20 protein-coding genes and 1 tRNA gene are annotated in these 12,946 nt (G+C 66.4%); 10 read left to right on the top strand and 11 right to left on the bottom strand.

Annotated features, from left to right (window positions below):
• Positions 1-113: 113 nt before the first annotated feature.
• From AC1MED_RS10845 to AC1MED_RS10825, 5 genes are read right to left on the bottom strand one after another with little or no spacing between them, the layout of a single operon-like run.
• Positions 114-329 carry a hypothetical protein gene (locus tag AC1MED_RS10845; RefSeq protein ID WP_479783286.1) on the bottom strand — a complete coding sequence of 72 codons (216 nt, stop codon included), beginning with the start codon at positions 327-329 and terminating at the stop codon, positions 114-116.
• Complete coding sequence (locus AC1MED_RS10840) at positions 326-535, bottom strand: helix-turn-helix domain-containing protein (protein WP_479783285.1); 210 nt, start codon at positions 533-535, stop codon at positions 326-328. The genes AC1MED_RS10845 and AC1MED_RS10840 overlap by 4 nt, the downstream gene beginning before the upstream one ends.
• Entirely contained in the window at positions 522-794 is a 273-nt protein-coding gene (locus tag AC1MED_RS10835) for a hypothetical protein (protein ID WP_479783284.1), read from the bottom strand. Before AC1MED_RS10835 ends, AC1MED_RS10840 begins: the two co-directional genes overlap by 14 nt.
• Entirely contained in the window at positions 791-967 is a 177-nt protein-coding gene (locus tag AC1MED_RS10830) for a hypothetical protein (RefSeq protein ID WP_479783283.1), read from the bottom strand. Before AC1MED_RS10830 ends, AC1MED_RS10835 begins: the two co-directional genes overlap by 4 nt.
• A gap of 19 nt (positions 968-986) precedes the next feature.
• Positions 987-1,256 carry a helix-turn-helix transcriptional regulator gene (locus AC1MED_RS10825; protein ID WP_479783282.1) on the bottom strand — a complete coding sequence of 90 codons (270 nt, stop codon included), beginning with the start codon at positions 1,254-1,256 and terminating at the stop codon, positions 987-989.
• Between the two features lie 248 nt (positions 1,257-1,504).
• Here AC1MED_RS10825 and AC1MED_RS10820 point away from each other — a divergent pair, with 248 nt between their 5' ends.
• From AC1MED_RS10820 to AC1MED_RS10800, 5 genes are read left to right on the top strand one after another with little or no spacing between them, the layout of a single operon-like run.
• The gene (locus AC1MED_RS10820; protein ID WP_479783281.1) at positions 1,505-1,978 is read left to right on the top strand and encodes a hypothetical protein; all 474 of its coding nucleotides are present in this window, start codon (positions 1,505-1,507) and stop codon (positions 1,976-1,978) included.
• 5 nt (positions 1,979-1,983) lie between these two features.
• Positions 1,984-2,346 (top strand): hypothetical protein, encoded by a 363-nt coding sequence (locus AC1MED_RS10815; RefSeq protein ID WP_479783280.1) that lies wholly within the window; start codon positions 1,984-1,986, stop codon positions 2,344-2,346.
• 34 nt (positions 2,347-2,380) lie between these two features.
• The gene (locus tag AC1MED_RS10810) at positions 2,381-2,791 is read left to right on the top strand and encodes an ImmA/IrrE family metallo-endopeptidase (RefSeq protein ID WP_479783279.1); all 411 of its coding nucleotides are present in this window, start codon (positions 2,381-2,383) and stop codon (positions 2,789-2,791) included.
• Entirely contained in the window at positions 2,766-3,011 is a 246-nt protein-coding gene (locus AC1MED_RS10805) for a DUF3263 domain-containing protein (RefSeq protein ID WP_479783278.1), read from the top strand. Before AC1MED_RS10810 ends, AC1MED_RS10805 begins: the two co-directional genes overlap by 26 nt.
• Complete coding sequence (locus tag AC1MED_RS10800) at positions 3,011-4,150, top strand: site-specific integrase (RefSeq protein WP_479783277.1); 1,140 nt, start codon at positions 3,011-3,013, stop codon at positions 4,148-4,150. The genes AC1MED_RS10805 and AC1MED_RS10800 overlap by 1 nt, the downstream gene beginning before the upstream one ends.
• Before the next feature lie 105 nt (positions 4,151-4,255).
• Here AC1MED_RS10800 and AC1MED_RS10795 read toward each other — a convergent pair whose 3' ends face one another.
• On the bottom strand, positions 4,256-4,408 hold the full coding sequence (locus AC1MED_RS10795; RefSeq protein ID WP_175320881.1) for a hypothetical protein: 153 nt from the start codon (positions 4,406-4,408) through the stop codon (positions 4,256-4,258).
• A gap of 308 nt (positions 4,409-4,716) precedes the next feature.
• On the opposite strand from AC1MED_RS10795, the gene AC1MED_RS10790 reads away from it, so the two are divergent.
• The 3 genes from AC1MED_RS10790 to AC1MED_RS10780 all read left to right on the top strand — a co-directional run bounded on the left by AC1MED_RS10790 (position 4,717) and on the right by AC1MED_RS10780 (position 7,420).
• The gene (locus tag AC1MED_RS10790) at positions 4,717-6,174 is read left to right on the top strand and encodes a glyceraldehyde-3-phosphate dehydrogenase (protein ID WP_479783276.1); all 1,458 of its coding nucleotides are present in this window, start codon (positions 4,717-4,719) and stop codon (positions 6,172-6,174) included.
• Positions 6,175-6,242: 68 nt separating this feature from the next.
• A complete protein-coding gene (locus AC1MED_RS10785; RefSeq protein ID WP_479783275.1) occupies positions 6,243-6,452 on the top strand; it encodes a hypothetical protein in 210 nt (69 codons plus the stop codon).
• 170 nt (positions 6,453-6,622) lie between these two features.
• Entirely contained in the window at positions 6,623-7,420 is a 798-nt protein-coding gene (locus tag AC1MED_RS10780; RefSeq protein ID WP_479783274.1) for an HNH endonuclease family protein, read from the top strand.
• Positions 7,421-7,471: 51 nt separating this feature from the next.
• Here the strand turns inward: AC1MED_RS10780 and AC1MED_RS10775 are convergent, their stop codons facing one another.
• Entirely contained in the window at positions 7,472-8,095 is a 624-nt protein-coding gene (locus tag AC1MED_RS10775; protein WP_479783273.1) for a hypothetical protein, read from the bottom strand.
• 35 nt (positions 8,096-8,130) lie between these two features.
• Positions 8,131-9,099: a 1-phosphofructokinase family hexose kinase gene (locus AC1MED_RS10770; protein ID WP_479783272.1), complete on the bottom strand. Its 969-nt coding sequence runs from the start codon at positions 9,097-9,099 to the stop codon at positions 8,131-8,133.
• 171 nt (positions 9,100-9,270) lie between these two features.
• Between AC1MED_RS10770 and ppk2 the strand changes: the two genes are divergently transcribed.
• Positions 9,271-10,203, top strand: a complete 933-nt coding sequence (ppk2, locus tag AC1MED_RS10765; protein WP_479783271.1) for a polyphosphate kinase 2 — start codon at positions 9,271-9,273, stop codon at positions 10,201-10,203.
• Between the two features lie 41 nt (positions 10,204-10,244).
• Entirely contained in the window at positions 10,245-10,946 is a 702-nt protein-coding gene (locus tag AC1MED_RS10760; protein WP_479783270.1) for an alpha/beta fold hydrolase, read from the top strand.
• 15 nt (positions 10,947-10,961) lie between these two features.
• Here AC1MED_RS10760 and def read toward each other — a convergent pair whose 3' ends face one another.
• The 3 genes from def to AC1MED_RS10745 form a co-directional block, all read right to left on the bottom strand.
• On the bottom strand, positions 10,962-11,534 hold the full coding sequence (def, locus tag AC1MED_RS10755) for a peptide deformylase (protein WP_346960811.1): 573 nt from the start codon (positions 11,532-11,534) through the stop codon (positions 10,962-10,964).
• A 42-nt stretch (positions 11,535-11,576) separates the two neighbouring features.
• Positions 11,577-12,731, bottom strand: coding sequence for an acyl-CoA dehydrogenase family protein (locus tag AC1MED_RS10750; RefSeq protein ID WP_479783269.1), 1,155 nt, complete (start codon positions 12,729-12,731; stop codon positions 11,577-11,579).
• 136 nt (positions 12,732-12,867) lie between these two features.
• Positions 12,868-12,940, bottom strand: a tRNA-His gene (locus tag AC1MED_RS10745).
• Between the last annotated feature and the right edge of the window lie 6 nt (positions 12,941-12,946).

Genomic DNA, 12,946 nt, shown 5'->3' with positions numbered 1-12,946 from the left:
TCCTTTTCGTGGTTCGGTGGGCGTGAGGTCCGTGGGTTGCAGCCTGCGGACCTCTTTTTGTTGATGGGATGACTCTATCTGCTACTTGCGACGAAAACAAGTGTCACTTGTTTTCATGCCGCGTTCAGCGGCGGCTTATCCCTCAGCTGGTACGCCCACTGCGCGGACGAGCCCAGAACCGCGGCCACCTCCGGTGCTGTGCAGCCGGAATCAAAGGCGGCACGGACTGCTTCACGCTTCCGGTCCTGCGCCGCAGCGGCGGCGGACTCAGCCTCAACAGCCGCCCCATGAGCGGCGGCAACGACACTCAACGCTTCATCCTTTTTCACTGGTTACTCCTCGTTGCCTGGTAGTAGTCGATGGCTTTGGGCGGGATCCGCCACGGGCTTGTCTTGCCCCCGGTCTTGTACGCCCCGCGGAGCGCCTGCGTCTGGCAGTGACGCTTGATCGTCTGCACTGGCTCGGCGAGCATCTCCGAGACCTCCTGCAGCGTGAAGGCTCGGCGGGGGAGTGTGCTGGTGCTAGGCGCCGGCATCCGGGACTCCTCTCCATGCGTGGAGGAAGCCGCCGTGCCGGGACTTCCGCTGACTCGACGAGTAGTCGGCCTTCGCGATCAGGCCCCGCTTCTTCGCGGCCTGAAACAAGCCGCCCCACTGATTGTGGTGTGCAGGTTCCTTCACGCCGCGCTCCCGGAGGGTATCGGCGTTGAACGTTACCCCGGACTTTGCCAGGGCGGTGAGTTCCTGCAGCGCGATTGCCCGCCAGTTCTCTTCCAGAACGGCTGCTTGCGTCATGAGAGTTCCATTTCTGTGGGTTTGGTCAGGGGCCAGCCCATGGTCGTTTCCAGCTCGAGTAGTGCGTTGTGGAGCTCGTCGGCCGTGACCATTGCGCAGGCGTTGCCTTCGATGAGGTCGCGGAGGTTCTGCGTTGGCGAGGTGACGGCGGTGAGTGTGGAGGTGTTGGCCATGGGCTTCCTGTTCTGTGGGTTAGGCGTGGACGAGTTGGCGTTTGGAGCCTGCCGCGTTTGTCATTCGGGGCACGCGTGTTTCCTCATGCCTGGTGAAGAGCTCGTCGACGTCGCGGCGGAGCCATTTGGAGATTTGTGTGGCCAGGTCCTCGGAGCAGCGGGTCATGGTCCCGGTTTCGAGTGCGGAGATTGCCGCCTGGGTGCATTTGCACAGGGACGCGAGCTGGCGCTGTGAGTAGCCTTCTCGTTCGCGTCGCTTCTTGAGCGTGGCCGTGCTGATTGGCTTCATGTTGACCTCCCCCCGGAGTCGTGTTCTGGGGCGCCGTAGCGGGCAGCGCCTTGTGGGTGTTCCTTGATACGTGTACATCTTTCATCCTTTCCGAAGTGTTGACAAGTGAAGCGTGCCGCATTCACCACTTACTTGTCAACAACACGCGCTTGTTTCCCTGCAATTACGGCGATGTACGGGCTTTACTTGTATTTGGAAAAGTTTTGATCGTTGGCACAAGTAGTACAACTGGTATGAGGATGAAGCCCATGGACAGCACACCCAAGACGTTGACGGAAATCGCCCAGGCGGCATCCGACAACAACGGAGGCGCTAGGGGGCGTCAGCTGGGCCGTATAGCAGAACGAAAAGGTCTCACACTGTCCTACACGACAGTCGACAAGATCATTGCCGGCACGTACACATCACGTCCGAGCCGCAAGACCTTGGAGGCACTCGCTCAACTATCAGGAGTACCAGTGGCACAGGTTTACGAGGCAGCCCAGCAAGTCCCGCCACAAGCACGACTTGCCGACCAGTTGCCGCCCGACGTCGATTCCCTCACGCCCGACCAGCGCAAAGTGATCATCGACATAGCCCGAGTCTTCCTCAAAGAGAACCGAACCATCCACCGGCTCGAAACCGAGCTCGCTGGCGCCCAGGCAACCCAGGACGACTACCGTCTGGCCGCCCGCGAAGCAGACACCGAGATCGGCCACGATCAACTTCCAGAAGAAAGCTGAACACCATGCAAGAAGGCAAGGCTCTGCAAAGCCTCATCAAGAACCTCCGAGGCGACCGGAACAACGTCGAACTCTCACGTGACTGCGGTGGTATCCCCACCCAGTCGCGACTGCAGCAGATCTCCACATCCCCGATCAAGCTCTTCCCGGATCCGGACACGATCCTGGGGCTGGCCCGCGGCCTCAACGTCACCGTCGGCGAGGTCGTCGGCGCCTGCGCCAAAGACCTCGGCCTGAACATGGGCGGCCCCGACGAATCCGCTCTCGTCCTGGCCGGCGCCCGGGACCTGCCTGATTCCTCGCAGAACCTTCTGGTGGCCATGTCCCGTGAACTGCAGTCCGCGTACCGGGCGAAGGCCTCGCACTAAAAACTGTCGGACACCTCTTGTAGGTTCTTGCCCTATGGGGTTCGAACTGAAGGCGGAGGAGATGGGCGTCCGCATCGTGTACGGATACCCGCCCCACGGGTGGTGGGGGAGCTACAACCCTGACCGGCACCGCATCACACTCAGGCCGGACCTCGGCCACATCCAGCTGCGTTCCACCGCATGGCACGAGCTCGGCCACGCCCACTTCCGGCACGTCGGGTGCACGCCACGCCAAGAACGTCAGGCCCGCATGTGGGCCGCCCGGCACCTGATCCGGCCGCGCCCATTCGTCGAGGCCGCACGCATCACGGACGACCTGATCTCGATCGCCCACCGCCTCAACGTGATGCCCGACGACGTCCGGCACTTCGAGCAATCGCTCACCCTAGAGGAGCTCCTGCATCTGCGAAAGGAAATAAATGGACACGCTGACTGGTCGGGATAAGGCCATCCTCGAGTTGGCCGCGGCGCCGTTCAAATACCCGGCCGCCCGGGAACGCCGGGCCCGTGAAGAGTTCGCCCTCTCCGGGGTCCGGTTCTGGCAGGAAGTGAACCGCCTCATCGAATTGCCGGCGGCCCACGCCTGGGCGCCGCACGCCGTGGGCCGGCTGAATGATCAGCGCACCCGTGCCGGGCAACGGCCGCCTGTGCGGAGGCTGATCTGATGGCACGCGTCGAAGATCTCTGGGTCCGGAAAGACAGGACCCGCACACCCGTCTACGGCAAGGGCATGCGCTACCGGGCCGAGTGGACGCCGCCTGGGGAGAACAAGCACCGCAAGAGTTTCGCGACCAAGGCGGCCGCCATGGACTTCCTGGCCGAGCAGGTCACCGGCATCAACCGCGGCACCTACGTGGCGAAGCGCCGCAAAGTCCTGCTCTCCGACTACGCCGACACATGGCAGAAGAACCAGCTGCACCAGCGCCAATCCTCGCGGGGGCAGATCGCCCCAAAGTTCAAGCACTACATTCTGCCCAGTTTCGGGCACCGGGTACTGGACGCCATCCAGCGTGCGGACGTGCAGGAGGCTGTGGGGGAGTGGTCGGCGACGCTGGCCCCGTCCACCGTGAAAGTCACGTACGGGTATTTGGCGTCCATGTACAAGGCCGCCGTGCTCGATGGGGTGGTGGCCGTGAGCCCGTGCGTGGGGATCCGGCTGCCAACGGTCGAGGACGTCGCTGTCGTGCCGTTGCGCACGGAAAAGGTCCAGGAGTTGGCCGACAGGATTTGGCGGCCGTACCGGCCCATGGTGGTGTTCTGCGCCGCTACGGGCCTGCGGTCCTCTGAATTGCGCGGTTTGACCTGGGACCGGGTCGATTTCGAAGCGTCGATGATCAGCGTGGACCGGCAGCTGGTCGGGAACAACTCGTCGGCCCCGGAGTGGGGGCCGCTGAAGACGAAATCCAGCCGGCGCCGGATCCATGTGGGCGCCCAGACCATGCAGCTGCTCAAGGACCTGAGGGGAGGCCCGAGGGGCGCTGGGGACGTGGTGTTCCACTCGTCCGGTCGGGCGATCATGCGCGGGACGGCGGGGGAGGCGTGGAGGGACGTTCGGAAAAAGATGGCGGGCCTGGGTGACGGGTGGCATGAGCTGCGCCACTACCACGCCAGCCAGCTGATCTCCGGGGGCATGTCGGTGGTGGCCGTTGCCCATCGACTGGGGCACAAGGACGCGACGGAGACGTTGAAGACGTACGCGCATTTGTGGCCGTCTGATGACACCCGGGCGGCGGCCCTGACGGACGGGCTGATAAGCCTGGTTGCCCATGATTTGCCCATGACCAAGTCGGAATCCCAGCAGTAGCAGCGAATTAGTCAGAACCCGGCGTATCGGTCAACCCATCCACTCACACAAAAGGGGCCGGCACCGTATGGTGCCAGCCCCCTCGTTTACTTCGTAGGTTTCGGATCAGGCCTTGGCCTTCCGCTTCACCCAGCCCCATGCCGCCGTGGCGACAAACAGGACGAGGCCGATGACGGCCAGCCACAGCAGGCCCTTCACGACGAAGCCGAGGATCGAGAGAATGAGCCAGATGACAAGTAGTGCAACGATGAGTCCCATTCGGACATCCTACGACACGGGGTGCTCTGGCCGCGTGTGAGTGATTTCACGCCGTCCCCGGCCCCCGGCGACCGGGCCGCCGCTTTAGACTGGATAGCGAACGTAGATGTTCTGCCACCGGGTCTGCGTTCGCAGCCGGTGGCTTTTTCTTTGCGCTCCAAGCAGGCGCACGGGGTGGACCGAATCCCCGCCGCGTCCAGGTTCCGGAAACCCGCCGGGAACCGACTTCCGCATACGAGGACGTATGTGGTGGATTTTAGGAAGGTAGTTCTGTGAGCCAGACGTCAGATTCTTGTCTTGATACGTGGATGGGCCGGGAGGCGCTCGCCGAGGCCATGATCCCGGTGATCGGCCGGCTGTACCGCGAAAACAACGTGGTGACGTCAATCCACGGCCGGAGCCTGATCAACAAGTCCACCATGAACATCCTGAAGGCGCACCGCTTCGCCCGCCGGATGAGCAAGGAAGAGCTGCGCCTCGAAGAGACCGCGCCCCTGCTGGACGCCCTCACCAAGCTGGACCTCGGCGCGGCAGCCATCGACATTGCCCGCCTGACGGAGAAGTACCGCGCAGAAGGCAACGGCGTCAGCCTGGACGACTTCCTGCGCGAAGAGCTGGCCGAAGTTGTCGGCAAGCGCGGCGGCGACGACCGCACCAGCACCGACGTCGTCCTCTACGGCTTTGGCCGCATCGGCCGCCTTCTGGCCCGCCTCCTGATCGAGAAGGCCGGCGGCGGCCACGGCCTGCGGCTGCGCGCGATTGTGGTGCGCCGCGGCTCGGACAACGACCTCACCAAGCGCGCCAGCCTGCTGCGCCGCGACTCGGTGCACGGCTCCTTCGAAGGCACCATCAAGGTGGACCTCGACAACGACACCATCACCGCCAACGGCGTCCAGATCCAGGTCATCTACTCGGACAACCCGGCCACCGTGGACTACACCGCCTACGGCATCCACGACGCCCTGGTCGTGGACAACACCGGCCGCTGGCGCGACGCCGAAGGCCTCTCCCAGCACCTGCAGAGCAAGGGCGTCTCCCGCGTTCTCCTGACCGCCCCGGGCAAGGGCGAGCTGAAGAACATCGTGCACGGCATCAACCACGCCAGCATCACGGACTCGGACAAGATCGTCTCCGCGGCATCCTGCACCACCAACGCCATCACGCCGGTCCTGAAGGCCATCAACGACCGCTACGGCGTCGTGCACGGCCACGTTGAGACGGTTCACTCCTTCACCAACGACCAGAACCTGATCGACAACTTCCACAAGGGTGACCGCCGCGGCCGCTCCGCCGCGTTGAACATGGTCATCACCGAAACCGGTGCCGCCAAGGCAGTCGCCAAGGCGCTGCCCGAGCTCCTCGGCAAACTGACCGGCAGCTCCATCCGCGTCCCCACCCCGGACGTGTCCCTGGCCATCCTGAACCTGAGCCTGGAAAACGGCACCACCAAGGACGAGGTCAACGATTACCTGCGGGAGATGTCGCTGCACTCGGAACTGCGCAAGCAGGTGGACTACATCGATTCGCCCGAGGTTGTCTCCACCGACTTCGTGGGTTCGCGCCGCGCTGGCATTGTCGACGGACTGGCCACCATCAGCAACGACAAGAACCTGGTCCTCTACGTCTGGTACGACAATGAATTCGGTTACAGCTGCCAGGTGGTCCGAGTGATGGAGGAAATGGCCGGCGTGAACCCGCCGTCGTTCCCGGCCAAGGACGCTGCCGCCACCCTCGAGGCTGCCGGCCTGCCGGTCGAGGTGGGATAGCTCCGGACTGGCGACCTTTCCCGGCCGGGTCTCTGGAATCGGCCGGGAAAGGGCACCACAATGGAGCCATGGAACAGAACTCGGCTGTGGAGCACGAAACCACCCTGGAACATGCCCTCGACGTCGCCCGGCGTAACGCCAAGGAAGCCAAGCGCCTCCTCGACGACGCCCGCGCCAAACGCGAGGCCGGCGAGATCGACGACGCGCGCGTCAGCCAGCTGGAAGCGCTGCTGAATCTCGCCGAGGAGGACCTCCGCCGGGTCACCAGGGAGCAGTAGCGGCACGGCGCGGACTGCACCTGGCTCCAGCTGAACGCACGGCCCTGAACCGCCGGCAGCCATGCACCAGGTGCGGGACTTGTCCTGCACACTGTGGACAACCGACCCGACGTCGGTGCGGCCGCCTAGGCTGGCGGGGTGCAGCAACCCCACCGAACCCTGGCGCTTCCGTGAGCGTCACCTGGAACGACTTTCGGCGGGCCCGACGACGGTCCCGGCAGGCGTGGGCCCTGCTGGCCGCTGCGTTGCTTGCCGTCGCGGGCGGTCTGGGCTGGTTTTTCACCGTGGGCCAGTTCGCCTTGGCCGAACCGCAGATCAACGGACCCCGCGAGGCTCCCGTGTTCGCGGCGGGCTGGATGAAACCCGTCAACCCGGTGCGCGCCGTGCCGCCGGGAAGCGCCGCGGACGCTTTGGAGTCGCTGCCGGTCAAAGGCCGGGCAGCCGGCAGCAACTACAACCGCACCGCCTTTGGCCAAGCCTGGCTCGACGTCGACCGCAACGGCTGCGACACCCGCAACGACATCCTCCGCCGCGACCTCGCCGGCGCCCGGTTCACCGAAGGTTCCCGCTGCCGGATCGGCGCCGGAACCTTCCAGGAGCCCTACACCGGGCAGACCATCGCCTTCCAGCGTGGCGCCGGGTCCAGCAAGGCGGTGCAGATCGACCACGTGGTGGCGCTGGGCGACGCCTGGCAGAAGGGGGCGCAGCAGCTGACCGCCGTGCAGCGCCAGCACCTCGCCAACGATCCGCTGAACCTGATCGCCGTCGACGGCCAGGCCAACCAGGACAAGAGCGCCTCAGACGCCGCCACCTGGCTGCCGCCGAACAAGGCGTTCCGCTGCCACTACGTGGCCCGGCAAATTTCGGTCAAAGCCGCCTACGGGCTCTGGGTGACGCCGCCCGAAAAGGATGCGATGAAGCGGGTCCTCGGTGGCTGTCCGGGGCAGCAGACCATCGTGCCGCGCTGACGGGGTCCGCGGAGCCGGGGGCACGCTGACGCGGGCCGGAGCCAAGTCCTGTCAGAAGAGCACCGAGACCAGGCACCAGCCGGCGAGGAGCACCACGAGAAGCAGCAGCGGGATGTTCCACTCGGAGACGAGCACGCCGTCGGCCGAACTCTGGCCTGCGTCCCCCTTGGCCGGCCGGGCATCCTGCCAGGCCCTGACAATCGCATCCCGTCCGCCCGGCGTCGACGACTGGGCCATGCGCTCATTGGACGGAAGCATCCCGAAGGGGCGTTGCTTCCAGTCGCGGGCGTGCTCGAACCCGGCGCCAAAGGCGCTCGGCGGCGTCGGAGCGCCCCAGCTGACATACCGCTTCCCGCCGGCCTTCACCGTCACGGTGTGCCGGACCTCGACGTCGTCCACCGCGGTGAATGGGATCCGGTGCCGGCGGAGGCCGTTCACGACCTCAAACCCGTCGGCTCCGATGATCAGCCGCGGCTGCCACTGCGTCAGGTAGACCAGCAGCGACGCTGCAGCCAGCCAGGGCGCGGCCGCTGTGGCGGCACCGCCCCTGCCCGAGAGCAACAGCCAGCCGACGGCGGTGGCGCTGCCGGCCCAGACCAGCAGCGACACCACCCTGCCGGATGGCTCCTTGAAACTGCGCGGCTTCGGATTTGAGCGTGTTCTGGTTTCCCCCATGCGGACATCATGCCAGCGGTGCGCAGGTTTCCTGGCTAAGCCCCGAGCGACTGTTGGGCGAGTTCAGCTTCCAGCCGCTCGACGTCGACCCGGTGGCACAGTTCAGTGGCGTGCGTCGTGACCGTGGCGCTTCCGGCAGCGACGGCCGAGCGGAACGCGTCGGCCAGCGTGCGCCCCTGCGCCAGCCGGAGCACGAAGGCTGCCAGGAAACTGTCACCGGCACCCACGGTGCTTTGCACCTGCACCTGCGGCACGGCCAGCCGGAGCGTGCCGTCCTTCGAGGCGAGGACAGCTCCCTGCCCGCCCAGGGTCAGGGCCACATGTTCGGCGGATCCGTCGGATACCAGCGCCATGGCGGCGTCGAGCTCGCTTTGTTCGCTGTCCAGCGTGGTGCCGAAGTGCAGCCCGAGTTCCCTCCGGCTGGGTTTGACCAGGAACACGCCCTCGGACAGGGCAGCGGCCAGGGCTGGCCCGGAGGCATCCACCACGCAGCGCGCATTCTGCTCCCGGGCCAGCCGGGCCACCTCCGCGTAAAAGTTGTCCGGTACCCCCGGCGGTAGGCTGCCGCTGGCCACCACGTAGCCGCCCGGCTGGATGGAGTCAGCCACGAGGGCCAGGCACAGCCGCCATTCGGTCTCACTCAATTCCGGACCCTGCAGGACAAAGCGGAACTGCTTCCCGGTGGACGTCTCATCGACCGTAAAGTCCTGCCGCGTGCTGCCCTGGATGGGGACCACCAGGGTGGGGAGCCGCTCGGCCTCGATCAGCCGCCGGTAAGCCTCGCCCGTGGGGCCGCCCGCGGTGTAGACGGCCAGCGGGCGCCCGCCGAGCCGCTGGATGACCCGTGCCACGTTCACGCCGCCGCCGCCCGGATCCAGCCGGCTGGGGCCGCAGCGCAGTTTGTGGCCGCTGGTCACCAGCTCGGTTGTGGTGCTGACATCCAGGGCGGGGTTCACGGTGACGGTGAGGATGGGCTGCGCCGGCGCCGGCGGGGTGGCTTCCATGAGCCCAAGCATAGGAGCGCCGGGATGCCGGTGTCCCCGGGCCGACGTCCCCTTGTGGGCCCTCAAGCGCTCGGCAAGAATGGGCGCGGCAGGACAGGGCGCCCGCACGGGCGGCAGGATACGGCGTCGGCCGGCGTCGGCCCATCCGCCGCGACGACTGGAGCGGGGACCATGGCACATGGCAAGAGCGGGGCCGGCAAGGGCGGCACCGGGAAGACTGGCACCGGCAAGACTGGCACCGGCAAGACTGGCTCTGGAAAGGCCCTGGCGCGCCGGAAGGCGTCAGGGGTGCAGGCAGCGGGGCGGTTGCCGCTCGGCGTCTATGAAGCCGAACTCGCCCGGCTGCAGGCGGAGCTGGTCGCGTTGCAGGAATGGGTCCGCAGCACCGGTGCGCGCGTGCTGGTGATCTTCGAGGGACGCGACGCCGCCGGCAAGGGCAGCGCCATCAAACGCGTCACCGAGTACCTGAACCCGCGCGTCGCCCGCATCGTCGCGTTGCCGGCCCCGACCGAACGGGAACGCGGCGAATGGTATTTCCAGCGCTACGTGGAACACCTCCCGGCGGCCGGGGAGATCGTCCTGATGGACCGGTCCTGGTACAACCGTGCCGGCGTCGAACGGGTCATGGGGTTCTGCACGCCCGCGGAACACAAGCGCTTTATGGCCCAGTGCCCGGTCTTTGAGCGACTGCTGATCCAAGATGGCATCCTGCTGTTCAAGTACTGGTTCTCGATCAGCCACGCGGAACAAGAACGGCGTTTCAAGTCGCGGCTGGAGGACCCGCTCCGGCAGTGGAAACTCTCACCGATGGACCGGGAGGCGATCCTGCGCTGGGAGGACTACTCGCGGGCCAAAGACGACATGTTCATGCAGACCGATACCGCCGAGTCGCCCTGGTTTGTCGTCGAGGCGGAAGACAAGCGCCGGGCCCGGATCAACATGATTGCCCACCTGCTCTCCAGCATCGACTACACCGAAGTCAGGACGGAGCCGGTGACCCTGCCGGAACGGCCGCGCGCCGTCAACTACACGCGGCCGCCGCGGGACCTGTTCCGCTACGTGCCGGACCACGCCGCGCTGCTGCAGAAGCCAGCGGAGGATTAGGGCAGGTGGTGGAGCCGGTACTCGAACTGTAGGGTACCGGCATGGACATCATCCTTGTACCCGGGTTCTGGTTGGACGCCTCGTCATGGGAGGGCGTCACCCCGCCGCTCACCGCGGCCGGACATAGGGTGCACCCGTTGACGCTGCCGGGCCTCGAATCGGCAGTGGCGCCGCGCGCCGGCATCGGCCTGCGCACCCACATCGACGCCGTCGTCGCAAAGATCGATTCCTTCGATGCGCCGGTGGTACTGGTGGGCCACTCCGGCGGGGGAGCCATCATCCATGGCGCCGTCGATGCCCGGCCGGACCGGGTGGCCCGGGCCATCTACGTGGACAGCGGACCTCTCGCCGACGGTGGTGTCATCAACGATGAGCTCCCGGCGGACGGCGACGACGTGCCCTTGCCGCCATGGGAGCTCTTCGAAGACGCGGACCTCACCGACATGACCGACGAGCTGCGCGCCATGTTCCGCGCCCGTGCCATCCCGCAGCCCCGCGGCGTGGCCCAGGACCCACAGCAGCTCAAGGATGAACGCCGTTTCGAGGTCCCGGCCACTGTGATCGCTTGCGAATTCCCGTCCTCGATGCTGCGGGAAATGATCGCCGGGGGCCACCCGTACGTGGCGGAGCTGGCACGGATCCGGGACGTGGACTACGTGGACCTGCCCACCGGCCACTGGCCCCAGTTCACCAAACCGGCCGAGCTGGGTGCCGCCATCCTGGCCGCCGTCGACCGGGCTTAAGTTCGCGGCGGGTCCTCAGTGGCCGAACGGATCCGGGTCCACGCCCGGCATCCACGTCAGTCCGGGGACGCCCCAGCCGTTCTTCTTGGCCTGTTTCATCGCCTTGCGGGCGTAGCGGTCGATCAGCCGGTTGACGTACAGCTTGCCGTCCAAGTGATCGTATTCGTGCTGGATCACCCGGGCGAACCAGCCCGTCGCCTCGAATTCAACCGGCTTGCCGTCCCCGTCGAAGCCCTGCACGCGGGCCCACTCGGCGCGCTTGAGCGGATACTGGCCGCCCGGGAAAGACAGGCAGCCTTCCTCTTCCTCGTCCGGGTCCGGCAGCGCCCCGGAGACCTTCGAGAGGGTCAGCACCGGGTTGACGACGACGCCGGCCGGCGGGGCGCCGTCGTCGTTAACGTATTTGTAGACAAAGAGCCGCTTGCCCACACCGACCTGGGGCGCGGCGAGTCCGACGCCGTTGGCGGCGTCGTTGGTCTCGAACATGTCCGCGATCAGGGTGCGGAGTTCGTCGTCGAAGACTTCGACCTCGGCGGCCCGGCGGTGCAGCACGGGTTCGCCCCAGATCGTGATGGGCAGGACTGTCATGTCGGCGGGTTCCTTTGGTACTGGGGGTTGCTGCGGCGAGGCTCAGCCGGCGATGGTGCGGCCGACGACGTCGCGCATGATTTCGTTCGTGCCGCCGAAGATGGTCAGCAGCCGGGCGGCGAGGTACGCCTGCGCCACCGGGTACTCCAGGATGTAGCCGTAGCCGCCGTGCAGCTGCAGGCACCGGTCGGTAACGGACTTGGCGCGCTCCGAGGCCCACAGCTTGGCCCGGGCCGCCGCGGCGGCGTCCAGCTCGCCCGAGTTGAACGCCTGGATGGCCCGGTCTACGTAGGTTTCGGTGACCTCGACCTCGGTGAGGATGTCGGCCAGTTCGAAGCGGCTGTGCTGGAAATCGATGATCCGCTCGCCGAACGCGTTGCGGTCCTTTGTGTACGCCACGGTCGCCTCATAAACGGCGCGGACGACGGCGGAGCTCGCCACGGCGATCGCGAGCCGGCCCTGGGGGAGCTGCTCGGCGGCGTACTGCAGGCCCTTGCCTTCCTCGCCGACAAGGTCAGCGTGCGGCACCCGGACACTGTCGAAGAACAGCTCGGCGGTGTCCGAGGCTTTCAGCCCCATCTTGTCCAGCTGGTTGCCGGTGTTGTAACCCTCGGACTTGCGCACCATAAAGAGGGAGAAGGAGTCGCGGCCGCCGCGGCCGGCGCTGCCGTCGGTGCGGGCCAGGACCAGGGATGCGTCGCCGGAGATGCCGTTGCCGATAAAGGTCTTCTGGCCGGTGATCAGCCAGTCATCGCCGTCGCGGACGGCCTTGGTGCGGATGCCGCGCAGGTCCGAACCGGCGCCCGGTTCGGTCCAGGCGACCGAGGTGACCGTCTCGCCGGAGACCATGCCGGGAAGCCAGCGCGCTTTGAGGTCGTCCGAGCCGTAAGCCAGCAGGTGGGGGAGGACCATGTCATCGTGCAGGTGGAAGGCCAGGCCCACTGCCAAGTGGTTGCTCTTGGCGAATTCCTCGTCCAGCACGGCCCGGAAGCGGTAGTCGGCCATGCCCATGCCGCCGAACTCTTCGGGAACCGCGAGCCCCAGCAGGCCCTGCTCGCCAGCCGCGGTCCAGAGCGAACGGGGCATCATGTGGTCCTGGTCCCACTGGCCGTAGTGCGGGGCCACCGCCCGCGCGTTGAACTCCGCAGCCATCTCACGGAACATCTCGTGGTCTTCTTCAAAGAGCTGGCGCTTCATCGCGGTTCCTTCCACGCACGGACAAGACTGGACGGACAACAACTGGACAGGCAGAACTGGACAGACAACAAAGGCCGCACCGGATATCCGGTGCGGCCTTTGGAAAAGGTCGGACAATTCTGCCGTCCTTTGTGAGGGTGAGCGACGGGGGTTGAACCCGCGACCTCCTGGACCACAACCAGGCGCTCTGCCAACTGAGCTACGCCCACCATGTG

The sequence above is a fragment of the Arthrobacter sp. BI5 genome (assembly GCF_056680065.1).
This window is presented reverse-complemented; position numbering and strand designations above follow the sequence as displayed.